This window comes from Sorangium sp. So ce185, from assembly GCF_051526825.1.
GTDB classification, from domain to species: Bacteria; Myxococcota_A; Polyangia; order Polyangiales; family Polyangiaceae; genus Sorangium; species Sorangium cellulosum_D.
In genome coordinates, this window is record NZ_CP150316.1 from 11,037,749 (window position 1) to 11,059,394 (window position 21,646).

Consider the following 21,646-nt stretch of genomic DNA (forward strand, 5'->3'; position numbering starts at 1 on the left):
GTGGAGGTTGCTTGAGGCGTCCATCGGTAAGTGGAAGTGACGCCGCCGCCGTGGCTCACGAAAATCGAGTCTCGTAAAAGGAGACTCGACGCCTCAATAACTCAGCTTGAGCCCGACGCAGGAGAGCAGCGCGGGGCGGCCGGTGCGCCCCACCTCCGTGCCCGCGACCGCCAGGACCGGCTCCGTCGCGAGCAGGACGACGTCGAGCTGCGCCAGCGCGGTGAGCTCGGGCGTGATGCGGACCCCGAGGCCGCCTCCCAGGGCGACCCCCGCCGTGACGAAGTCCTCGTGCCTCCCCTCCGCCGGGAGGCTCGCCTGGCCATCGATCGAGGCGTGATAAGCCCCCACCCCGAGCGCGATCACGGGATAGAGCCGCGCCGGTTCCGCGTCGAAGGCGTAGGCGAGCCCCAACGTCGCCAGCGTCTGCCGCAGCGTCACGCTGCCCTCCGGCGCGTCGAGGCGATGTTCGAGGATCCCTGGGACGAAGGTCGCTCGCAGCGAGAGGCGCGCCGCCAAGGCATGCTCGACCCGGAGATACACCGAGGAGACGCCCCCGAGCTCGCCGATGAGGTGCGCGGAGCCTGCTTCGAGGCTGTCCCGGCGTCGCTCGGCCCCGCGGGGCGCCGCGTTGGCCTCGTGAGGAGCGCGCCGCTCGGGCAAGGCAGGGCCGCCCCCGGCCGGCTCGTTCGCCGACCCGGCGGCCTCCCGCGCCGTCCGGGCATCCGCCTGCGCCGCCCCGGCGGTCTCCTTCGCCATCCCGGCGGTCTCGGCCCCCTTCGCCGGCCCGGCGGCCTCCTTCGCCGGCTCGGCGATCGCTCGCTCGGCCGGCGGCGACGCCTGCGCGATCCACCGCGCGATCTCGGGCGGCAGCTCCCGCCTGCGCGCGCCGATCACCTCGACCAGGCTCGCGCGAAGCAGCTCGGCCGAACGCACGGCGAGATCGCTCACGGCGTTGGTCACTTCCGGGTCGCCGAGCTCCACGCGCCGAACGACGGTCTTCTTCATCACGTGGTCGGCGACCCAGATGTCGGCCGCCGCGCCGCGGTCGGACTCGAGGATCGCGATGGCCGCGAGCGTCCCCGCCGCCGCCTCGACCTGCGCGCGCCCGTCGGTGCCCGACGTGCCCTCGGCGGAGCGGACCGAGAAGCCCACCGCCCGCAGCTCACCGGTCAGGCGGACGGTGGCCTCCTCGACGACCTTTCCGGCGCGCGGCGGGCGCACCACGACCAGATGGAAGCCCTCCTCGGCGCTCGCCTCGCAGGGCATGAGGAGCGCCGCGCACAGGGCGAACGCGAGCCCCCACGCCCTCATGGAGGGCCGAGGATCTCCGCCGCGGCGCCCGCGAACGCCCCGTGCGGGTGCCGCGCGAGGTATTCCTCGGCGACCGGCCGGGCCGCGTCTTTGCCACGAGAGGTGCGCGTCACGAGCATCTTCCGCCCGAGCGCCTCGGCCGCGAGCGGTCCACCGGGCGACTCGGACAGGTACCGCTCATACCAGGAGATCGCCTCCGCGGGCGAGCTCGCCTCGACCATGCGGCCGAGGAGGAACGCGGCCGAGCGCGCCTCGGGCGAGCCGGCGAAGCGCGAGCGCTCGGCGAGCAGCGCGCGCCGGGCCAGGTCGTTCCGCCCCGTGTAGCGCGCGGCGTCGGCCAGCGCGGCGATCTCGGGCAGCGGGCTCGCGTCGATGGTCGCGTCGATGCCCCGGGCCTCCGCGTCCGCGATGGCCCCGGCGAAATCGCCCCGGGCCACGCGCTCGCGGTAGCTCTGCGGGACCGTCGCGGCCGCCGCTGGCGCATCGCCCCTCGCCGGCGCATCGACCCTCGCCGGCGCATCGACCCTCGCCGGCGCAGCGGGCTCCGGCGCCTCGGCCACGGCGGGCGCATCGACCCTGGCCGCTGCGTCGGGCTCGGCTGGAGCGTCGGCCGGAGCGCCGTCCTCGGGCGCAGACGCATCGATGTCGGCCCTCGGGCCTACGATCGTGAGCTCGCGGCGACCGGTGTCGGCGACCAGACGCTGGCCGCCGTGGAGCGTGACGCCGCCCCACACGAGCGGACCGCGGACCGCGACCGAGCCGCTCTCCATCGTCAGCTCGAGCCGCTCGTGCTGCCAGCGCAGCTCGAACTCCGTGCCCGTCACGGTGACGGTGAACGGCCCTGCCTCCGCGACCCACTCGGCCTCCGGCAGGTGCACGACCTGGAAGTGCGCGGCGCCGCTCTCGAGGTGGATCTGCGCGCCGCGCTCCGTCACGGCGGCGATGCGCCCGCGCGCCCCCGGGGCGAAGCGGATCGTCGTCCCCTCGCTGAAGCGCGCCGTCGCCCCGCTCGCCTCCGCCAGCACATAGCTGTCCGCGGGCGCGGCGTCGTCGATCCGGTAGCTGAGGCGCGCCGCCGGGCGGAGCCAGACGAGCCCGAGGATCGCGAGCAGCGGCGCGAGCGCGGCGGGGATGAGCCAGCTCCGCCGCGGCGCGAGCGGCAGCACGGGCCGCTCGACCTCCTCGATGAGCCGCGCGCGCCCGCGCGCGAGCGCGGCGTCCGTCCGCGCGACCGCCCCTGCCTCCCGCGCCAGCGCCGTGAGCCGCTGCAAGGCGACCTCCGGCGGAACCTCGGGCTTCGGCTCAGCCATCGCTCGCCTCCTCCGCGGGCGCGACGTAGGCGGCGAGGAGCGGATCTCGCTCGGCCATCGCGTGGACGCGCGCGGTCACCTTGGCCAGGTGGCGCTTGGCCGTGGCCAGCGACATCCCGCTCGCCTGCGCGGTCTCGGCGAGCTCCAGCCCCTCGATGTGGCGCAGCACGAAGAGCAGCCGCGCCCGGTCGTCCAGCGTGTCGAGCATCGCGTAGAGCCGCGCGACCGCCTCGCGCGCGCCCTCGTCGACGCCCGCGGCGGGCTCGTCGGGCAGCACGCCGCTGTCGGTGAGCGAGAGCCAGCGCCGGAACCGCCGGCGCCGCAGCGCCGATCGCGCCACGCGCACGGCGATGCCGAGGAGGAACGGGCGCAAGGCCGCGGGATCGCGCAGGTTCTTCACCTCGCGGAAGAACTGCAGGAACGTCTCCTGGGCGTGGTCCTCGACGTCCCCGCCCGGGCCGAGCACGCGGCGGAGCAGGCCGTGCACCAGCGCCCCGTAGCGGTCCCACACGGCGCCGGCGGCGCCCGGCTGCCCCTCGGCGGCCGCGCGGGCGAGGCCGGCGTCATCCAGGTCGGCCAGGGGGCTCGCGCGGACGAGCGTGAGCCGGGGGGCGAGGGCTGGCCTGGACAGGAGCACGGGAGCTGAAATAGGTGGTCGCAGGGCGGCCCGGGTGGCTCACAAAAGAGACGAGGGGCGATCGCCCGCCGCTGCCGCGCGGGTGGCGCGAACCATCTCCCTCCCGCTCCGGCGCCTACCGCGCGTCGTGCTCGCGCCAGAAGGCGAACGCCTCGTCCAGGTAGACCTCCTTGGCGCCGTGTCCGACCGGGTGCTCGGCGACCCGCACGGGCCAGCCCGCGCCGCGCAGGACGTCGGCGAGGGCGCGGGCCGAGCGGCCCACCGAATCGTGAGCGCCGAAGCCGATGTAGAACGGCCTTGGCGCGAGCGTCGCGAGCTCGGCCGTCGCCTGGCCGCCGCCGCCGGACATCGCGCCGAAGCCGTCGGCGTCGATGCCGCCGCGCAGCGCGAGCGCCGCGGCGAAGAACGCGCCCGACGACGAGCCGGCGACGTACACCCGCGAGAACGCGACGCCGGCGACCTCCTCGAGCTTGCGCCGCTTCTCCGCGAACGTCGCCACGAACGCGGCGGCGTGCTTCTCGTACGCCGGCCCGCCCGTCGGCCAGCCCCACCAGCGCGCGTACCCCTTCGGCGCGAGGCCGACCTTGCCGCGCGGCATCAAGGCCGCGACGCCCGCGCGCCGGGCGGCGCGCGACACGACCGTCTCGAAGTTGGTCTTCTGCTGGCTCTCCTTCCCCGGCGGGACGATCCCGTGGAGGTAGATGAGCACCGCGCGCGTCGGCGCGTCGGGCAGCACGTAGCAGGTCTCCTCGTCGAGCGCGTCGACGCCGTCGATGCACCAGTCCGTCTCGACCCGCGGCGGTCGCGCTCGGGGCCACGGCGCCTGCTCGGGCGGCGCGCTCGCCGGCGCCGCGGCCGTCGGGATCGCCGGCGCCGCGGCCGTCACGCTCGGCGGCGGCGCCGGGCCTCGCTCCGCGGGGGCGAGCGCGGCGCCGTCCGGCGGCAGCGCGCGCCCGCTCCTCGGCGCGTCCGCCGCGCCGTTGCACGCGCTGGGGACGACCGCGAGCGCGATGGCGAGCCGCGCGATCCACCGCGCGGCGGCGCCAGGACATGTCCCGATGACGCGCAGGCCGACGCCGGCCAGCGCGCCGCTCGCGGAGCGCCGGCCCATCACCCCCCGCGCGCGTCGCTCACCGCGATCAGCGCCCCGAGCGCCGCCGCGCACACCGTCTCGGTGCGCAGCGTCAGCGCGCCGAGGCGCACGCGCTCGAACCCGAGCGCCGCGCACACGCCGAGCTCCTCCGGCGTGAACCCGCCCTCCGGGCCGACCGCGAACGCCGCCTCCACCCCCGGCGAGAGCGCGCCGAGCCGCGCGCCGAGCGGCGTCTCCGCGTAGGGATCGAGCACCATCCCCAGCGCGCCGCCCTCGCCGGGCCGCGCCGCCCCCGCCGCCGCGAGCGCCGCCGCGAGGCTCATCGGCGCGTCGACGCGCGGCGCGTCCCCGCGGCCGCACTGGCGCGCCGCCTCGACCGCGATCCGGCGCCACCTTTGGCTCTTGTCCTCGCCCGGGCGCGCCACGCTGCGCGCCGAGATCGCCGGGATGATCCGCGTCGCCCCGAGCTCGGTCGCGTCGCGCACCACCGCGTCCATCTTGTCGCCCTTGCCGACCGCCTGGATCCACGTCACCCGCCGGCCCGGCCGCAGCGCCGCCGGCCGGGGCGCGTCGATGCGCGCCTCCGCGCTCTTCCGGCCGATCGACTCGAGCGTGGCGTCCGCCTCGACCCCGAGCTCCGGATCGAACACGACGAACCGATCCCCCTCGCGCAGGCGGTGCACCCGCACGACGTAGCTCGCCGCCTCCGGCGGCAGCGCGATCACGCCCGCCGCGATCGACCCGAGCGGCACCCGGAGCAGCCCCTGGCCGCTCATCCCGCCGCGGGCGCCGCGCCGCCCGGCGCGCGGAACAGGAGCGCCACCCAGCCCTCGCCGCCCGCGTCGCCCCGCCCCGACGCGCGCTCGCCCCGCCCCGACGCGGGATCCGGCCGGGTCGCGACGTGCGCGAGCGGCAGCGACGTGTACCGCGCCACGAGATCGTCCCGCTCGCTCTCGAGGATGCCCGACAGGATCAGCCAGCCGCCCGGCGCGAGCACGCGCGCGAGCTCGGGCGCCAACGGCCGGAGCACCCGCGCCTCGATGTTCGCGACCACCCACGGGAACTGCCGCGTCACCTGCTCGACCACGCCGGCGCTCGCCTCGACGCGTCCCTCGAGGCCGTTGCGCGCCGCGTTCTCGAGGACCACCTCGATCACGTCGTCGTCGTTGTCGATCGCGACCGCCCGCTCCGCCCCGAGCAGCAGCGCGACGAGCGCGAGGATCCCGCTGCCCGTGCCCACGTCGAGGATCTCCCGGCCGCGGAGCTCGGCCGCGTGCTCGTCGAGCAGCTCCGCCACGAGCGCGGTCGTCGCGTGAAGGCCCGTGCCGAACGCCCTCCCCGGCTCGAGCAGCAGCACCCGCTCGCCCTCGCGCTCCGGCGCGCGCTCCGCCCACGGCGGCACCACCGTGATCGTGGGCGTCAGCGCGAACGGCGCGAAGTGCTCCTTCCACGCGTCGCGCCAGGCGTCGCCCACCACCTCCTCCAGCCGCGCGGCGAGCGGCGGCGAGAGCTCCCCGAGCGCCGCGATCGCCGCCTCCGCCTCGCCGTGATCCTCGAAGCTCGCGACGAGCGTCACCTGGCCCGAGCGCGCGCCGCGCACGAGCGTCTGCTCGTCGCGCTGCTCCACGCCCGAGGCGCCCAGCTCGAAGAGCGCGGCGGCGATCTCGTCGGCCTCCGGCTCGGGGACATCGACTGCAACGAACGGGTATCGAGGCTCCACCTGGCTTGCTCCGTGACGGGCCGCCCGCCTGAAGAGCGGCGGCGGCGCGCCGGGAGCCTAACGAAAATCCGGCGCGCCGGGGCCGCCGATCGCGCGGAAGCCCTGGAGGACGCGGAGCATTTTTAGCGGCCTACGTAGCGGCGGCGCGCCGGGACCGAGACGAGCACCTCGCCGCGCAACGCGGGCGGCGGCACGCGCTCGCCGTCGTGGAGCACCATCGCGGTGAGGCGCCCCCCGTAGACGGCGCCCGTGTCGATCCCGGTGGCCCACGCGTGCATCTGCGGCTCGCTGCGCGCGTTGTGGCCGAACACCACGTGCGGCGGGCCCTGGTAGGTCTGGCCCCACAGCGTCTTGCCCCCGCGGCGCTCGACCGGCTCGCCGTAGCGGCCGAGGCAGCGCACGTACATCAACGTGTGCGGATCCTGCCGCTCGATCGGCAGCCCGGGGATCAGCCCCGCGTGGACGACGCGCAGCCCGTGCTCCGGCAGATCCAGCCAGTACGGCAGCGTCTCGAGCCACGCCCAGTCGCGCTTGCGCAGCTGCTGCGCGGTCTCCTTCGAGAGCTCCCCCAGCGGCTCGCCGCGCGGATCGCTGCGCCCGGCGCGCCAGCGGAGCAGCCGATCCTCGTGGTTGCCCCGCACCGAGATCGCGCCGAGCTCCCGGAGCAGATCGAGCGTTCCGCACGGATCCGGGCCGCGCACGATCAGATCGCCGACCATGACCACCCGATCGCCCGACGCGAAGCCGACGTGCTCGATCAGCCGCGCCAGCTCATCCCGGCAGCCGTGGACGTCACCGATGATGATCGTGCGCGGCATCGCACACCCAACGTAGCAGGGACGCCCGGCTCAGGGGGCCTCCAGGCCCCGGCCCCCCGAGCTCGGCGGCCCCCGCCCCGCGGCAGCGCCCGCCGCCGCCGGGGGTCACGATCGGCATTTTTCCTTGAATTTCAGGAAGTTACGACGGTATCGCCGGCCTCCGCCGCCGCGGCCGAGCGGGCGGGCAGGCCTCTGGCCGGCGCCCGCCGCGGGCGCGGCGGGCCGGTCAGGAGCGTTACGGGGAGTCGATCTTCGCGCGCTTCGGGATGACGACGATCCCGCCCTCGCTGACGAACCACTTCTTGCGGTCCTCCTCGAGGTTGAAGCCGATCTCGGCGCCGGCGGGGATCTCGACGTCCTTGTCGATGATGCAGCGGCGCAGCTTCACGTGGCGCCCGATCTTGACGTCCTCGAACAGCACGCACTCCTCGATGTGGCTGAAGGAGTTCACGCGGACCCGGTTCGAGAGCACGCTCCGGTGGATCCGGCCGCCGGAGATGATGCACCCGAGCGAGACGAGGCTGTCCGTCGCGATGCCGACGCGCGCGTTCGCCTCGTCGCGGAAGACGAACTTGGCGGGCGGGTCGTGGCTGATGCCCGTCCGGATCGGCCAGCGCGGGTTGTAGAAGTTGAACGCCGGCTGGATGCTCACGAGATCCATCTGGGCCGCCCAGTAGGCGTCGATCGTCCCGATGTCGCGCCAGTACCCCGCGCCCTCGTCCTCGCCAGGCACGCGGTTCTCGTGGAAATCGTAGACATAGACGCGGCTGCCGCTCTTCACCATCCGCGGGATGATGTCGCGGCCGAAGTCGTGCGCGCTGTCCTCGGTCGCGGCGTCCTGCTCGAGGACGTCGAGCAGCGCCGGGGTCTTGAAGATGTAGTTGCCCATCGACGCGAGGCACATGCCCGGCCTGCCGGGCATGCTCGGCGGATCCTGCACCTTCTCGTGGAAGGCGATGATCCGCCCCGCCTCGTCGCACTCGATGACGCCGAAGGCGCGGGCCTCTTCCTTGGACACCGGGATGGCGGCCACGGTCACGTCGGCGCCGCGCGCGAGGTGATCGTGCAGCATCTGGCGCACGTCCATCTTGTAGACGTGGTCGCCGCCGAAGATGCAGAGGTGCTCGGGCGACTCGTCGGTGATGACGTGCTGGGTCTGGTAGACGGCGTCGGCCGATCCCTTGAACCAGCTCTTGCCCGTGCGCTGCTGCGCCGGGACGGTCTCGATGAAGCTGTCGAGCATCGGCGACAGGCGCCAAGCTCGGGCGATGTGCTCGTCTAGCGACGCGCTCTTGTACTGCGTGAGGATCTTGATTCGGTGCAGGCCGGAGTTGACGAAGTTCGAGAGGACGATGTCGATGATCCGGTAGCGGCCGCCGAACGGCACGGCCGGCTTCGCCCGGTCGTGCGTCAGGGGGCCGAGCCGGCGGCCTTCGCCGCCAGCGAGGATCATCACCAAAACCTTCGACGCTTCGAAAGCGGCGCGCAGGGTCGTCTCGCGCATGGGACGGAGAGGGTACTCGATCGATGTTGCCAGCGCGAAGAGCGGAAACGCGCCCTCCGCGGTTTCACGGACGCCCGGGGGCCAGGAGAACGCCGCGAAGCCCCGCGTAACGAGCGCCCCGACGTGCGTAACGAGCGAGCCAGCGGGTTCCCCCCGCGCGGGCAGCCCGCGCGCGCCGCGGGCAGCCCGCGCGCCTCCGCGGGCAGCCCGCGCGCCTCCGCGGGCAGCCCGCGCGCCTCCGCGGGCAGCCCGCGCGCCTCGAAGGCCCCGCGCGCTCCCGCTCCGGCTCGCGAGCGGCCGCTCCGGCGGGGGAGCGTCGACCTCCGCGGCGACGCGCCGCCGCGTCGCCGCCCGATGAAGAGAGGGGGACGTTTCCGTTTCTCTTTACGATCCGCTCGCGGCCGTGTTAGCCGTTTCCGCCGCCGCGCGCGCACGCGAGAGGCGCCTGATCCGCACGCGGCGCACCGCCGTCCGGAGGCTACTCCAGCGCTGGATCTTTCCTGCCGGATGCCCCCGTCACGTTGACCTTGGAGATGCCATGAACGCCCGATTCGGTCGAACCCTCGCCGCCGCTATCCTCCTCGTCGCGGGCACTTCAGGGTGCGGAACGGACGAGCAGCCCTACCAAGCCAAGCCCGCGTTCAGCGGCCAGAAGCCGAGCCTGCCCGCGGTGCCGACGCTCCCCGCGAAGAACAAGAAGCAGGGCGACGCCTACACGGTGTGGGGCGTCACGCACGACCTCCGGAGCCGCGTCCACTTCGAGGACGTGAACGGCAAGAAGCTCTCGATCGTCGGCTACATCGTCAAGACGAACCTCGCGGAGGCCCCGCCCTGCGCCGTCCACAAGACGGGCAAGGCCGACCCGGCGGACTGTAAGGCCCCGGTCCCGAGCTTCGCGATCGCCGACGAGAAGGGCGAGACGAAGGACGTGATCGAGGTGATGGGCTGGGCCTCGAACTTCGCGCAGATCTACAGCCTGATCGAGGCGATCGACCGGGCGCCGCGCGGCAAGGAGAACGAGGCGAAGCTCACCGACGAGTTCTGGGGCCAGGATCTGCCGAACCCGATCCCGGCCGTCGGCGCGAAGGTGAAGGTCACCGGCACCTACGGCGTGACGTTCACGAAGTCGACCGGCGGCGCCGCGGCCAACCCGAAGTACGGCATCATGTCGGCCGAGCAGATCGAGTACCTCGAGCCGCCGACCGAGAAGGCCACCCTCCCCGGCATGAAGCGCAGGCCCTGACGGACGGCCGCGCCGCGGCGGCGCGAGGGCCTCTGGACCGGCAAGGGCGCCACGAGGGGATAGAGAGAAGAGCGCTCTTCTCTGTCTCTCCTCGATTGGCGCCCTCTCCGTTTCGGCGTCTCTCTCCCTCGTCGAACCCGGAGCGACCGGCCGGCGCCGCGGCACGCCTCAGGTGAGGATCGACCGGATCCCGCTGCCCGGCTCGGTCGCCGCGGACTCGAAGATGGCGCCGACGAGGAGCCGCCGCATCGAATCGTCGTGCGCCTCCCGGGAATCGATGCGCACCAGCGAGGCCGGCGCCTGGCGGATGACCGCATCGAACGACGCCGGCTCGAACCGGTACAGATCCTCCGTCACGATGACCGCATAGGGCTGCGAGGCCGCGATCGTCGGCCGGAGCGAGCGCAGATCGCACTCGCGCACCGCGACCCCGAGCCGCGCCCCCACCTCCCGGCACACCGCGACGAACTCGGCAGGACAGCCGGCCACGATCACGAGCGGAATGGGCGGAGCGCTCGGGACCACGGCCTTGCGCGGCTTCGTACCGTCCTCCATAGGCGCCTCAACGTAGGCCATGTCTTGACTATGCCGGCAAGGGAATTGTTTCATCGGGCACCACGGCGCGCGGCGCGTGGTCGACGGCGCGCGGCGCCTCGACGCTCAGCGCGCGCCGACGCCTTGCTGCACGTGCCACCCCCGGCCCTCCTCCGCGCCGATGAAGCGGATCCGCCCGGACCGCTCCATGTCGTCGACCAGCTCCTCCGCCTCGAGCTGCGAGATGTCGATCCGGTCGCAGAGCACGTCGCGGAACTGCGTCTTGCCCTGCACGTAGTCCGCGTCGATCAGCGGTCCCAGCGCGCCCGTCAGGATCTCGGCCGCCAGGTCCAGCGCCACCACGGGCGTGACCACCGTCTCGGCCGTCGTGCGGACGCTCTCGTCCGTCGTCTGGACCGCCGCGTCGCCCATCGCGACGCTCTCGTCTCCGGTGATGAGGGTGCCGTACTCGACGGTGATCCGATCGGTCGTCATGACTCCACCTCGTCCGCGCCCGGAACGGTCCGCAGACCGCGCCCGCACGGCCTTCCTTCCACGCTATGGAGCGGTGGAGCGCCGATCGGAAGCCGACGGCAGGGCGCCCACGCCGGAGAAGTCGCTCCCGGCGGCGATTTCAGGCGGCAACCCGCGGCCAGATCAGGGAAGCTACCGCCCCTGCCAGGCCCAGCGGCGGGGGGGCGCTGGCCCCCGAGATCATGATGTCATCCCCCGAGGACCACCACGCTTCACGCCCGAGCCGCATCGGGGCGGCGGTGCGCACGCCGATCCCCAGGGCGCAGGGGCTCATCGCGTTCCAGCTCGTCGGTCGGGTGCTGCTCCACGCGATCCTCGTCGGCGTGGCGGCCGGCATCGCCGGCTCGCTGTTCTTCGCCGCCCTCGAGCTCGCCGAGCACGAGCTCCTCGTCGCGCCCACCGGCTACAGGCCGCTCCGCGCGAAGGGCGAGGCGGTGCTCACCGGCGTGCACACCGGGCCGTTCCGGCCGTGGCTCGTCTGCCTCGTGCCGGCCCTCGGCGCCCTCGTCGGCGGGCTGCTCACGGCCAAGCTCGCGCCCGAGACCCGCGGCGGCGGCAGCGACGCGTTCATCAACGCGTTCCACCGGCTGGGCGGCAACATGCGCCGCCGCGTCCCGATGGTGAAGGCGATCGCCTCGATCTTCACGCTCGGCTCGGGCGGCTCCGGCGGGCGCGAGGGGCCGACCATGCAGATCGGCGGCGCGATCGGCTCGATCATCGGGCGCGCCCTCCGGGTGGGCGCGCGCGAGCGGCGGATCCTGCTCATCGCGGGCGCGGCCGCGGGCATGTCGGCCGTGTTCCGGACCCCGCTCGGGGCCGCGCTCCTCGCCGTCGAGGTGCTGCACCGCGACGACTTCGAGGCCGACGCGCTCGTGCCGTCCATCCTCGCCAGCGTCGTCTCGTACTCGGTCTTCATCTACTTCTTCGGAGAGTCGACCCTCTTCGCGCACGCGCCCCGCTACCCGTTCATCCCGGCCCACCTGCCGCTCTACGCCGCGCTCGCGCTCGTGGTCTCGCTCGTGGCCACGGTGTTCCTCCGGACGCTGCACACCGTGGAGCACACGATGCACCAGATCCGGCTGCCGATCTGGGCGAAGCCCGCGCTCGGCGGCCTCGCGCTCGGCGCGCTCGTGACCCCGCTGCTGATGCTCCTCGGGCCGCGCTTCGACCGGCCGGGGCAAGGGTTCGGCCTGCTGGGAGCGGGGTACGGGGCGGCCCAGGTCGCGATCACCGGGGCCTCGTGGATGCCCAGCGGGTGGACGGGGGTGCAGCTGCTGCTCGTGCTGCTCGCGACGAAGATCGTCGCGACCTCGCTCACCGTGGGCTCGGGCGGCAGCGCCGGCGACTTCGGCCCTTCGCTCGTGCTCGGCGCGCTCACCGGCGGGGCGTTCGGGCGCGCGGCGGAGCTCCTCCTCGGCGACCCGCGCATCGACCCCGGCGCGTTCGCGCTCGTCGGGATGGGCACGTTCTACGGCGGCATCGCGCACGTGCCGATCGCCTCGCTCGTCATGGTCTGCGAGCTCGCCGGCAGCTACGACCTGCTCGTGCCGCTCATGCTGTGCGAGGGCATCGCCTTCGTGGCCCTGCGGCACAGCACCCTGTACCGCGCGCAGGTCGCGACGAAGCGCGAATCCCCGGCGCACCGCGACGAGCTCATCGTCGACGTGCTCCGCAGCATCCGCGTCGCCGACATCGTCATCCGCAGCCGCCCGTTCGTGTCGTTCGAGGCGCGGACGCCCGCGTCGGTCGTCGTCGAGCGCATCGCGGCGTGCGAGTGGCAGGACACCTTCCCGGTGCTCTCCGAGGAGGGCAAGGTCATCGGGACCATCGACGCCGAGATCCTCCGCGCCACCGCGATGAGCCCCGAGCTGTCGGGGCTCGCGATCGCGCACGACATGATGGCGAGCCCCGCCTCGGTCAGCGAGACCGCGGACCTGCACCGCGCGCTCCAGGTGCTGCTGGAGCTCCGCGTGCGCGAGCTCCTGGTCACCGACGGCGACGGCAAGATCGTCGGCATCCTGGACGAGTCCGACGTCACGCGCGCTTACCACGACGCCACGGCGCAGCTCGAAGGTACGGCGCAGTAGGAGCCGCGCGCGTCGACGGCCCGGCGCGCGTCGTGGGCGTCCTCCGCGCGCGTCATGGGCGTCGGCCGCGCGCGTCACGGGCATCATCCGCGCGTCATGGGCGTCATCCGCGCGCGTCACGGGCGTCCTCCGCGCGCGTCACGGGCGTCCTCCGCGCGCGTCGCGAATGCCGGCCGAACGCGTCGGCCGGGGCGCGCTCCCCCGGGAAAAGGCAAGTTTTCGGCGCCCGCGGGCCTCGCCGCGAACGCCCGGGCTTCACGCGCGCGCGGGCGGGCGGATGTCCTGGTCGCGCCGCGCCGGCGATCGCGGTCTCGGGCGCAATGCCCACGCGCAGGGCCGCCGCCCGTTTCGGGAGTCTCCTGAGCTTTCAATCTTGGATTCCACGCAGCGACGGAACCAGGGGCGTGGGGGATACTCTGGTTCATCCCTGGAATTCGATCCGGAGAGCGCGCAGGGGAGAGTGGGCATGCTGGTCGATACGCTCGGAGGTCGGACGGTGCGGCGCAACGCAGAGGTACGAACACGCTCGAGCGCGCCGAACAGCCGCGCCAAGCTCGTGGTTGTCGTCGACGATGAGCCCAGCATCCAGGAGGTCGTGAGCATGATCCTGGAGAGCGAGGGCGGCTACGAGGTGCGCTGCGCCTCGAACGGGGAGGAGGCGCTGGCGCTGCTCGACCAGATCGCGCCGCCGGACCTGCTCGTCGTCGACATCATGATGCCGGTGATGGACGGCTGGGGCCTGCTCACGGCGCTCCGGCACAACGAGAAGACGGCGCGTATACCAGTCATTGTTTCATCCGCGTCTTCAAAACATGACGCGACGAGCCTCGGTGTCGCTCGCGTGCTCCCCAAGCCGATCGACTACGACGCCTTCCTGGCCGCGGTCGACGAGCTCACGCACTGCCGGGAGCGCCAAATCCTCGGCGCCGAGTAGCCTCCGCCGCTCACGAAGCGCGCGCTTCATCCAATCGAAACAATCGAAACCGCAAATGGCCCATGGACCTCGAGGGCCGTCAAGCGGTAGCTTCACCTCAGTGTTGTTAGAGACCCCGGGTGCCGGCCTCTTCGCCGGCTACGCTCCCCTCCCCGGCGCCTACGACGAGCTGTTTGGCCGAGACGGCGCCCCACGACCCGAGTTCCTGCGCACTGCCACGCTCCTCGGCGCGTTCGCGCCGAGCGAGTTCGCGCGCGCGCAGCAGCTCGCGGAGCTCGCCCTGCTCAACCAGGGCGTCACCTTCTCGGTCTACGCGGACCAGCGCGGCGCGGAGAAGATCTTCCCGCTCTGCCTCATCCCCCGGATGCTCTCCGCGGCCGACTGGGCCCACATGGAGCGCGGCCTCGAGCAGCGGGTCCGCGCGCTCGGCCTGTTCCTCGACGACGTCTACGGGGACCAGCGCATCCTGAAGGACGAGCGCGTCCCCCGGGACCTCGTGCTCGGCTCGGGGCAGTACCTGAAGCAGGTCCACGGCCTGCGGCCCCCGGGCGGGGTGCGCATCCACATCGCGGGCGTCGACATCATCCGCGATCCGGCCGGGACCTTCCGCGTCCTCGAGGACAACCTCCGCACCCCGTCCGGCGTGTCCTACGTCCTGGAGAACCGGCTCATCAGCAAGCGCGTGCTGCCGCACCTGCTCGACAAGGGGCGCGTCCAGCGGGTCGACCATTACCCGGCCCGGCTCGCCGAGACGCTGCGCTCGGTGTCGCCCGTGAGCCCGAGCGGCACGAGCGCGGTCGTGCTCACGCCGGGGCCGTACAACTCGGCGTATTTCGAGCACAGCTTCCTCGCGCGCACCATGGGGCTCGAGCTCGTCCAGGCGCCCGACCTCTTCGTCGATCAGGACCAGGTCTTCGTCCGGACGACGCGCGGCCCGCGCCGCGTCCACGTCATCTACCGCCGCATCGACGAGGCGTTCCTCGACCCCGAGGCCTTCCGCCCCGACAGCCTGCTCGGCGTGCGCGGCCTGATGCGCGCCTACGCCGCCGGCAACGTCGCGCTCGCGAACGCGCCCGGCAACGGCGTGGCCGACGACAAGGCCGTGTACCCCTTCGTGCCCGAGATGATCCGCTACTACCTCGGCGAGGAGCCGATCCTCGAGCAGGTCCCCACCTACCTGTGCATGCGCGACGACGATCGCCGCTACGTGCTCGAGCACCTCCACGAGCTGGTCGTCAAGGCGGTCGACGAGGCCGGCGGCTACGGCATGCTCATGGGCCCGCAGTCGACCGCCGCGCAGCGCGATGAGTTCCGCGCGCGCATCGAGGCGACGCCGCGCCGCTACATCGCGCAGCACCGGGTCGAGCTGTCGACGAGCCCCACCTGGGACCCGGCCGCCAGGGTCGCGGTCCCGCGCCGGCTCGACCTCCGCCCGTACGTGCTGACGGGCCGCGACGGCCCGTGGGTGCTGCCCGGCGGGCTCACGCGCGTCGCCCTCGTGGCCGGCTCGTACGTCGTCAACTCCAGCCAGGGCGGGGGCTCGAAGGACACCTGGGTCCTGAAGGGCCCGGGGGACGGCGCGGAGCGGCCCCCGTCGGTCGGCGCCGCGGGCCCCGCGCCCGAGGCCGCGAGCAACGGCGCTTCCGGCGCGCCGCCCCCGTCCGACCCCACGGAGGCCCCGTGATCTCCCGCGTCGCCGATCACTGTTTCTGGTTCGGCCGCTACCTCGAGCGGACCGAGAGCGTGGCCCGGATCCTCGCCGTCACGCAGAACCTCGCGCTCGACGCCGAGCTCTCGCCGCAGCAGTGCTGGCTGCCGGTCATCATCGTGGCCGGGCAGAAGGCGCACTTCGCCGAGGTGCACGGCGAGGACGCCGCGGCCGACGGCGAGCTCGTGCAGCGCTACATGAGCCTCGACGAGGACAACCCGACGAGCCTCCGCATCTCGAGCTCCGCGGCGCGCTACAACGCGCGGTCGATCCGCGAGGTCGTCAGCCTCGAGGCGTGGGAGACCGTCAACGAGCTCCACCTCTGGATGAACAGCGACCAGGCGCTGGAGGAGTTCAGGTCGAGCCGCTACGCCTTCTACCGGCGCGTGCGGCAGCTCACCCAGCTCTGCCTCGGGCTCACCCAGAGCACGATGCTCCACGACACGCCGCTCGACTTCATCTGGCTCGGCGTGCTGATCGAGCGCGTCGGGCAGACCGCGCGCACGCTCGACGTCCACCACCACGCCCTGACCGCCGTGGAGCAGCCGACGTCCGCCAGAAGCGGCGCGGGGCAGGGCGGCGCGCCCCGGCGTCACCGGGTGGTGGAGACGGCGCTCTGGCTCTCGCTCCTCCGCGCCTGCTCCGGGTTCGAGCCGTTCATGAAGCTGCACCAGGGTCAGGTGAACCCGCAGGCGGTCGCACAGTTCCTCCTCTTCGAGCCCCGCTTCCCGCGCTCGATCCGGCACTGCGTGCACGCGGCGTTCGCCCGGCTCTGCGAGATCCGGCCGCCGGAGAGCGCGACGCTGCCCGGGGGCGAGAGCCTCACGCGGCTGCACCTCCTGCACCAGTGGGTCGCCGACAGGGCGGGCGAGCCGTTCGATCCGCTCGCGGTCCACGCGGCGCTCACCCATGTGGTCGACGAGACAGCCACGATCTGCGACGGTATCGGTCGCGAGCTGCTCGGTTACGGGCCGCCCGACAGCAGCCCCTCCGGAACGAGCCAGTAGCCAAGACCCGCCGACGTATCCATGCCGAACCTCCTCGCGATGTCGTTCGAGGGCGAGCTCGCCCCGTGCTTCGATCTCACGTGCCTGCGCCCCGGGGGCAAGCTGCCCGACGGCTGGGGCATCGGCTACTACCCGGGCGGCGAGCCGAGCGCCACGGTGCTCAAGGAGCCGGCGCCGCCGCAGGGGAGCATCCGCAGCGAGCTCGTGAAGGCGTGGGAGCACCTCGAGTCGTCGCTGCTCGTGCTGCACATCCGCACGGCGACGTGGGGCAGCATCAACGACGCCAACACGCAGCCGTTCAGCCGGAGCTGGGGCGGGCGCGACTGGCTGTTCGCGCACAGCGGCAGCCTCGTCGACCGCATCGAGGTCGATCCGAAGTCGCTCTTCCAGCCGGTGGGGTCGACGGACACGGAGCTCATCCTGTGCGAGCTGCTCCGCTGGATGGCGTCGGAGGGCCTCCGGAGCCTCGGCGACATCGATCCGGCGGTCCTGCGCGACTGGTTCGACGAGATGAACGAGCACGGCCCGCTCACGTCGGTGCTGGCCGACGGCCGCGACCTCGTCGTCTACGCGGATCGCGATCGCGAGGGGGACGCGTTCCTGTGGGAGGTGCTGCCGCCGTACGAGCGGCTCGCGTTCGGCGACGAGGACCTCGAGGTCGATCTCAGCCGCCGGGGGGTCAAGAGCCGCAAGGGCGTCATCGTCTCGTCGGAGGAGCTCAAGGTCCACGCGGGGGCGCAGCCCGCGACCTGGACGCGCGTCCCTCCGGGCCACCTCGTGGTGCTGCGGCAGGGCGCGCTGCGGGCCAGGGCGACCCCGCGCACCGATGGCCGCCGGCCGTCGCCGTCGGCGCCGCCGCTCTCGTCGCGCCCGGTCCGCCGCCCGACGCACGCGCCGATCCGCCGCTTCCAGGTGGTGCACCGCACGGCGTACCAGTACGCGACCGCGGTCGAGCGCAGCACGCACCTCCTCCGGCTGACGCCGGCGCACGACCGGCTGCAGGCGCTGCTCCACAACGAGATCAACCTGTCGGTCGAGGGCCAGCAGCGCGATTACGACGACGTCTTCGGCAACCGCGCGCGGCGGGTGCTGCTCGACACGCCGTTCAAGGAGCTCATCATCGAGTCGAAGTCGCGGGTGGAGCTGCTCGACACCGATCCGCTGAGCTTCCGCCCGCTGCGCGCCCGCTCGACGATCCCGCTCGTGTGGATGCCGTGGCAGCGGCAGATCCTGCAGCCGTTCCTCCTGCCGCCGGAGCTGGCGGAGAGCGAGCTCGCGGAGCTCATCGAGTACGCGATGACGTTCGTCGAGCGGAACGACTACGACCTGCTCGACACGCTGCTCGACCTGAACGCGTCGATCTTCCAGGAGTACGAGTACAAGCAGGGGGCGACGAACGTGTTCACGACGGCGTTCGACGTGTACGCGAACCGCCGCGGCGTGTGCCAGGATTTCACGAACCTGTTCATCTGCCTGACGCGGCTGCTCGGCGTTCCGTCGCGCTACGTGTGCGGGTACATCTACACGGGGCCGAAGCACGAGAACCACCGGCAGAGCGAGGCGTCGCACGCCTGGGTGCAGGTGTACCTGCCGGAGATCGGCTGGAAGGGCTTCGACCCGACGAACGGGATCCTGACCCAGACCGAGCACATCCGCGTCGCCGTCGGGCGCAACTACATGGACGCGACGCCGACCTCGGGCACCATCTTCGTCGGGGGTGGTGCGGAGCGCCTCGAGGTCGACGTGCGGGTCGAGCCGATCGATTGAGGGAGAGCGCGGCTCAGGGCCGCTCGGGGACAGCGCGGCTCAGGGCCGCGTGGCGATCCAGTAGAGGAGCGCCGTCCGGCTGAGGCCGTCGTCGAGCGCGGTCTGCTCCTGCGCCTCCTCCCAGGCCGCCTCCTTGTCGATGGTCGCGTGCGCCGCGATGAGGAAGGCGTTCCACGGGTCCTCCGCGCCCTTCGAGACAGCCTCCATCGCCGGCCACGCGTAGCTGATCCACGCCTTCGAGATCAGCGACTCCGAGATCGGCGTGATCGGGAGCAGCTGGATGCCATAGACGTACTCCGGGTTCTCCCCGAACCACGTCCCGAAGTCGGCCTTCGTGGACCAGAGGACGCCGACGGCGCCGTTCTCCTTGAAGGGCACGTCGTAGACGGTGCCGTTCGAGGTGATCTGCCAGTAGGTCTGCGCGGAGGCCGTCTCCATGGCGAGGAGCACCCGGCCGATGTTCTTCACGTCGTCGTTATCGAGCGCCTCGCCGAGCAGCTTCAGGCTGTACCAGGCGTTGACGGCCTCGGACGTCGACTCCTGGTTGCGGCCGTCCGCGAACGGGAACAGCCCCGAAGCCCACGAGTGCCCCCTGAACCAATCCATGTGGCGGAACGGGGTGAAATGCGGGTCCTTCGCGCTCGGGTTCGCGATGTCGCGGACGAGCCAGAGCACCTTGTCGGCGTACTCGTCGCGCCAGTCCGCGTCGGACTTCGCCAGGACGGCCGCGGCATAGAGGAAGTAGCCGTAGTGGAAGTGGTGATCGTTGTAATACCCCTGGCCGAAGTCGGCGGTCTCGCTCTCCAGGCCCTTGGTCGTCACGATGCCGCCCCAGGACGTGTCGTAGACGAAGGGGTTCTCGTTCTCGCCGTTGAGCCACGGGTTGAGCTGCGACTTGAGCCGCGCCCTGAGCTCCTCGGCGAGGTCCTCCTTCGCGACCGACTCGGCGATCTGCGCGAGGCGCGCGAGCTTCGCGATCTGCTTGCCCCCGAAATAGGGGTCCACGCCGGCGACGTCCTGAGCGGGGGTGAACGACCGCTCCTCCTCGAGCGCGTCCGCGACGATCTCGCTCCAGTCGTCCGAGACGCGGCGCGGCGAGTCCCAGCCGATCGTGCTGAGCGGGTACACGAGCTCCCAGCTCGCCCCGGAGATGCCCTTCATCTCGCCGATCACGGTCGGGTACGCGATGTCCGCGCCCTTCACCTTCTCGAGCCGCTCCAGGTGGTGCGGCAGGGCCATGGTCAGGAGATCGCCCTCGCCCTCCGTCTTCCAGACGAAGCGCACCGAGGCGGTGTCCTCGGTGACCGTCGCCTCGACGTCGCCGCCGACCGGGATGGCGGCGGCGTGCTTGTCGAGCTCCGCCGCCGCGTTCGGCCCCGGCACGAGCGCGAGGCGGAGCGAGCCCTCGTACGGCGCGCGCGCCACCATGGAGAGCGCGTCCCACTCGAGGGTGATCTCGGGGAACGCGTAGAGGACCCACGTCTGGCCGTTGTTGAGCGAGATCTCGAATCGATCGCCCGTGACCTCGGTCGGGCTCGTCGACTCGCCGTTCACCGCGGTGATCGCCACGCCGTCGCCGGCGCGCACGGAGGGGCGGAGCCCGGCGTACGTGGTCGTGACATAGGGCATCCCGTAGACGATGGGCGCGGTCATGGTGCCGCCCTGCGCCTTCCACTCCACGGTGACCGAGAGCAGGTCGGACGACGTGACCGCGTGGCCGGAGAAGGCCTCGCGCGCGCTGAGGCCGAGGTGCGAGACGTCCGCCGTCGTGACAGCCTTGCTCGCCACCGCGACGTCCGGCCGGGCGATCGACAGCCCCTGTCCGAGCGCCTTGAGGTCGTACGGCGCGGCGTTGATCCGCTGATCGCCGGCGCCGAGCACGAAGTTCATCCAGGTGGCGTTCGTGGGGAGCGGGGCCTTCAGGCGGGACAGGGCGTCGATCGGCTCGAGCGCGTGCGCCGACTGCTCGAACTCCGGCTCGACCTTCGACAGCGGCTTGTCGCGATCGAGCTCCCACGTCTCGACCATCACGCCGCCGGCGCCGCCGTCGCCCCCTCCGCCGCCTCCCCCGCCGTCGTTGTTGGTCGGCGGGGGCGGCGGGGTCTCGTCGTCGCCGCAGGCGGCGATGGCGCACAGGCAGCTCAGCAACGTGAAAGTCCGTAGCATCGGATGCTTCAACATCATTCTCTTGCTCCCTCGCTCCAGCGCTCATCGCTCCACCTGATGCGAAGCGGATCGAGAGATGAGCCCTGGTGTCGTGGTAATTTCATCGATCTGCAAGCAACGGAGCAAGATTCTTTCACGAAGCGCCGGGCCCGTCCAGCCTGGCGAGCTCGGCGGACGCCGCGCGCGAAGCCGTCGCGACCTCATCAATCCGGCGATCGCCGTCCCACAGGCCGCGAATCGCTACGTCATTGTCCGACGGCCGCGATGGCGCCCGCCGGGAGGTGAGCTCGCATGAAGGCGGTAAACTAGCAAGTTTGTTGATATTTCTTCGCACATCCCCGCCCTCGTGTCCCCGCCCGCGTCGGGCGGCGCGTCACCGGGGCTTGGCAGCGGGCTTTGCGGGCGCCTTGGCGGCGGCCTTCTTCGCGGGCGCCTTGGCGGCGCTCTTCGCGGCTGCGCTCTTCGAGGCGTCGCGGCGCGCGGGCGGCGCCTCGTGCGCGTCGCCGCCGCGCACGAGCGCGAGCACGGCGTCGGCGTGGCCGTCGACCTTCACGCCGCTGAAGACGTGCTTCACCTTGCGGTCGGGACCGATGATGAACGTGCTCCGGATCGTGCCCGTCACCTTCTTGCCGTACATCGTCTTTTCGCCGTAGGCGCCGTAGGCGTTGTGCGCGACGAGGTCCGGATCGCTGAGGAGCGTCACCCCGAGATCGTATTTGTCCCTGAACTTCCGGTGGCGATCGACGGAGTCGCGGGAGACGCCGAGCACGACGGCGCCGGCCTCGGCGAACGCGTCGAGCCCGGCGGAGAAGGCCTGGGCCTCCCGCGTGCAGCCCGGGGTGTCGTCCTTCGGATAGAAGTAGAGGACGACCGTCTTGCCCGGGAAATCGGCGAGGCCAACCTCCTTGCCGCTGTCGCTTTCGAGGGAGAAATCCGGGGCACGGTCGCCTGCATTCACCATCGCTCGCTCGCTCCTTGTCTGATCGGGCGCAGGGAGGACTGCCCCCCTCCGGCGCCGCGGCGGGCACGATACACGCGGCGTCGCCGGCGCACCACAGAGCTGCCCCGGGACCGCGCCCGCGGCCGGTCCGAGGCGGCGAGTCGGCGAGGCCGCTCGACCCCCGAGGCGCGGGCGTCAGGGCCAGCCCGGATCCGGCTCCGGCGGTGCGTGGATTCCGTCCCAGAGCGCCCGCGCGCGCGTCGAGCTCGTCGAGCAGCGCCGCGAGGCGCGCTGTGCCGACGCGGCCGACGCTTCCGAGCACGCCGTCCCGAC

General features: G+C 72.7%; 18 protein-coding genes. 6 read left to right on the top strand and 12 right to left on the bottom strand.

Going from position 1 to position 21,646, the window contains the following annotated elements; all coding sequences use genetic code 11:
• Nucleotides 1–93 precede the first annotated feature (93 nt).
• The 8 genes from WMF26_RS40690 to glgC all read right to left on the bottom strand — a co-directional run bounded on the left by WMF26_RS40690 (nucleotide 94) and on the right by glgC (nucleotide 8,393).
• Nucleotides 94–1,311, bottom strand: a complete 1,218-nt coding sequence (locus WMF26_RS40690; RefSeq protein ID WP_437997122.1) for a hypothetical protein — start codon at nucleotides 1,309–1,311, stop codon at nucleotides 94–96.
• The gene (locus WMF26_RS40695) at nucleotides 1,308–2,621 is read right to left on the bottom strand and encodes a FecR domain-containing protein (RefSeq protein WP_437997123.1); all 1,314 of its coding nucleotides are present in this window, start codon (nucleotides 2,619–2,621) and stop codon (nucleotides 1,308–1,310) included. The genes WMF26_RS40690 and WMF26_RS40695 overlap by 4 nt, the downstream gene beginning before the upstream one ends.
• Nucleotides 2,614–3,258 carry an RNA polymerase sigma factor gene (locus tag WMF26_RS40700; protein ID WP_437997124.1) on the bottom strand — a complete coding sequence of 215 codons (645 nt, stop codon included), beginning with the start codon at nucleotides 3,256–3,258 and terminating at the stop codon, nucleotides 2,614–2,616. The genes WMF26_RS40695 and WMF26_RS40700 overlap by 8 nt, the downstream gene beginning before the upstream one ends.
• Before the next feature lie 115 nt (nucleotides 3,259–3,373).
• Entirely contained in the window at nucleotides 3,374–4,369 is a 996-nt protein-coding gene (locus WMF26_RS40705) for a hypothetical protein (protein WP_437997125.1), read from the bottom strand.
• Complete coding sequence (locus tag WMF26_RS40710) at nucleotides 4,369–5,127, bottom strand: RsmE family RNA methyltransferase (protein ID WP_437997126.1); 759 nt, start codon at nucleotides 5,125–5,127, stop codon at nucleotides 4,369–4,371. The genes WMF26_RS40705 and WMF26_RS40710 overlap by 1 nt, the downstream gene beginning before the upstream one ends.
• Complete coding sequence (locus tag WMF26_RS40715; RefSeq protein ID WP_437997127.1) at nucleotides 5,124–6,071, bottom strand: 50S ribosomal protein L11 methyltransferase; 948 nt, start codon at nucleotides 6,069–6,071, stop codon at nucleotides 5,124–5,126. Before WMF26_RS40715 ends, WMF26_RS40710 begins: the two co-directional genes overlap by 4 nt.
• A gap of 122 nt (nucleotides 6,072–6,193) precedes the next feature.
• Nucleotides 6,194–6,889, bottom strand: coding sequence for a metallophosphoesterase (locus WMF26_RS40720; RefSeq protein WP_437333509.1), 696 nt, complete (start codon nucleotides 6,887–6,889; stop codon nucleotides 6,194–6,196).
• A 235-nt stretch (nucleotides 6,890–7,124) separates the two neighbouring features.
• Nucleotides 7,125–8,393 (bottom strand): glucose-1-phosphate adenylyltransferase, encoded by a 1,269-nt coding sequence (glgC, locus tag WMF26_RS40725; protein WP_061621780.1) that lies wholly within the window; start codon nucleotides 8,391–8,393, stop codon nucleotides 7,125–7,127.
• A gap of 538 nt (nucleotides 8,394–8,931) precedes the next feature.
• Between glgC and WMF26_RS40730 the strand changes: the two genes are divergently transcribed.
• On the top strand, nucleotides 8,932–9,636 hold the full coding sequence (locus tag WMF26_RS40730) for a hypothetical protein (protein WP_437997128.1): 705 nt from the start codon (nucleotides 8,932–8,934) through the stop codon (nucleotides 9,634–9,636).
• A 168-nt stretch (nucleotides 9,637–9,804) separates the two neighbouring features.
• On the opposite strand, the gene WMF26_RS40735 is transcribed toward WMF26_RS40730, so the two are convergent.
• Complete coding sequence (locus WMF26_RS40735) at nucleotides 9,805–10,191, bottom strand: hypothetical protein (protein ID WP_437997129.1); 387 nt, start codon at nucleotides 10,189–10,191, stop codon at nucleotides 9,805–9,807.
• 105 nt (nucleotides 10,192–10,296) lie between these two features.
• Nucleotides 10,297–10,665: a hypothetical protein gene (locus WMF26_RS40740; RefSeq protein ID WP_061629806.1), complete on the bottom strand. Its 369-nt coding sequence runs from the start codon at nucleotides 10,663–10,665 to the stop codon at nucleotides 10,297–10,299.
• Nucleotides 10,666–10,886: 221 nt separating this feature from the next.
• Between WMF26_RS40740 and WMF26_RS40745 the strand changes: the two genes are divergently transcribed.
• From WMF26_RS40745 to WMF26_RS40765, 5 genes are all read left to right on the top strand, one after another.
• Entirely contained in the window at nucleotides 10,887–12,791 is a 1,905-nt protein-coding gene (locus WMF26_RS40745; protein ID WP_437997130.1) for a chloride channel protein, read from the top strand.
• Nucleotides 12,792–13,257: 466 nt separating this feature from the next.
• Entirely contained in the window at nucleotides 13,258–13,725 is a 468-nt protein-coding gene (locus WMF26_RS40750; protein WP_020740151.1) for a response regulator, read from the top strand.
• A gap of 55 nt (nucleotides 13,726–13,780) precedes the next feature.
• Nucleotides 13,781–15,409: a circularly permuted type 2 ATP-grasp protein gene (locus WMF26_RS40755; protein ID WP_437997131.1), complete on the top strand. Its 1,629-nt coding sequence runs from the start codon at nucleotides 13,781–13,783 to the stop codon at nucleotides 15,407–15,409.
• On the top strand, nucleotides 15,406–16,440 hold the full coding sequence (locus WMF26_RS40760) for an alpha-E domain-containing protein (protein ID WP_437333515.1): 1,035 nt from the start codon (nucleotides 15,406–15,408) through the stop codon (nucleotides 16,438–16,440). Before WMF26_RS40755 ends, WMF26_RS40760 begins: the two co-directional genes overlap by 4 nt.
• Nucleotides 16,441–16,461: 21 nt before the next feature.
• Nucleotides 16,462–18,207 carry a class II glutamine amidotransferase gene (locus WMF26_RS40765; RefSeq protein WP_437997132.1) on the top strand — a complete coding sequence of 582 codons (1,746 nt, stop codon included), beginning with the start codon at nucleotides 16,462–16,464 and terminating at the stop codon, nucleotides 18,205–18,207.
• Between the two features lie 39 nt (nucleotides 18,208–18,246).
• Here WMF26_RS40765 and WMF26_RS40770 read toward each other — a convergent pair whose 3' ends face one another.
• Together WMF26_RS40770 and WMF26_RS40775 are read right to left on the bottom strand one after the other, a co-directional pair.
• Nucleotides 18,247–20,373, bottom strand: coding sequence for a glycosyl hydrolase (locus tag WMF26_RS40770; protein ID WP_437997133.1), 2,127 nt, complete (start codon nucleotides 20,371–20,373; stop codon nucleotides 18,247–18,249).
• Nucleotides 20,374–20,746: 373 nt separating this feature from the next.
• Complete coding sequence (locus WMF26_RS40775) at nucleotides 20,747–21,334, bottom strand: peroxiredoxin (RefSeq protein WP_437997134.1); 588 nt, start codon at nucleotides 21,332–21,334, stop codon at nucleotides 20,747–20,749.
• Nucleotides 21,335–21,646: the final 312 nt, after the last annotated feature.

Bases quoted from the DNA above. Each gene is read 5' to 3' on its own strand.
- glgC (WP_061621780.1), bottom strand. From the start codon at position 8,393: ATGCGCGAGACGACCCTGCGCGCCGCTTTCGAAGCGTCGAAGGTTTTG.
- WMF26_RS40770 (WP_437997133.1), bottom strand. From the start codon at position 20,373: ATGCTACGGACTTTCACGTTGCTGAGCTGCCTGTGCGCCATCGCCGCC.
- WMF26_RS40750 (WP_020740151.1), top strand. From the start codon at position 13,258: ATGCTGGTCGATACGCTCGGAGGTCGGACGGTGCGGCGCAACGCAGAG.
- WMF26_RS40775 (WP_437997134.1), bottom strand. From the start codon at position 21,334: ATGGTGAATGCAGGCGACCGTGCCCCGGATTTCTCCCTCGAAAGCGAC.
- WMF26_RS40740 (WP_061629806.1), bottom strand. From the start codon at position 10,665: ATGACGACCGATCGGATCACCGTCGAGTACGGCACCCTCATCACCGGA.
- WMF26_RS40710 (WP_437997126.1), bottom strand. From the start codon at position 5,127: ATGAGCGGCCAGGGGCTGCTCCGGGTGCCGCTCGGGTCGATCGCGGCG.
- WMF26_RS40705 (WP_437997125.1), bottom strand. From the start codon at position 4,369: ATGGGCCGGCGCTCCGCGAGCGGCGCGCTGGCCGGCGTCGGCCTGCGC.
- WMF26_RS40690 (WP_437997122.1), bottom strand. From the start codon at position 1,311: ATGAGGGCGTGGGGGCTCGCGTTCGCCCTGTGCGCGGCGCTCCTCATG.
- WMF26_RS40695 (WP_437997123.1), bottom strand. From the start codon at position 2,621: ATGGCTGAGCCGAAGCCCGAGGTTCCGCCGGAGGTCGCCTTGCAGCGG.
- WMF26_RS40755 (WP_437997131.1), top strand. From the start codon at position 13,781: ATGGCCCATGGACCTCGAGGGCCGTCAAGCGGTAGCTTCACCTCAGTG.
- WMF26_RS40720 (WP_437333509.1), bottom strand. From the start codon at position 6,889: ATGCCGCGCACGATCATCATCGGTGACGTCCACGGCTGCCGGGATGAG.
- WMF26_RS40735 (WP_437997129.1), bottom strand. From the start codon at position 10,191: ATGGAGGACGGTACGAAGCCGCGCAAGGCCGTGGTCCCGAGCGCTCCG.
- WMF26_RS40765 (WP_437997132.1), top strand. From the start codon at position 16,462: ATGCCGAACCTCCTCGCGATGTCGTTCGAGGGCGAGCTCGCCCCGTGC.
- WMF26_RS40745 (WP_437997130.1), top strand. From the start codon at position 10,887: ATGATGTCATCCCCCGAGGACCACCACGCTTCACGCCCGAGCCGCATC.
- WMF26_RS40730 (WP_437997128.1), top strand. From the start codon at position 8,932: ATGAACGCCCGATTCGGTCGAACCCTCGCCGCCGCTATCCTCCTCGTC.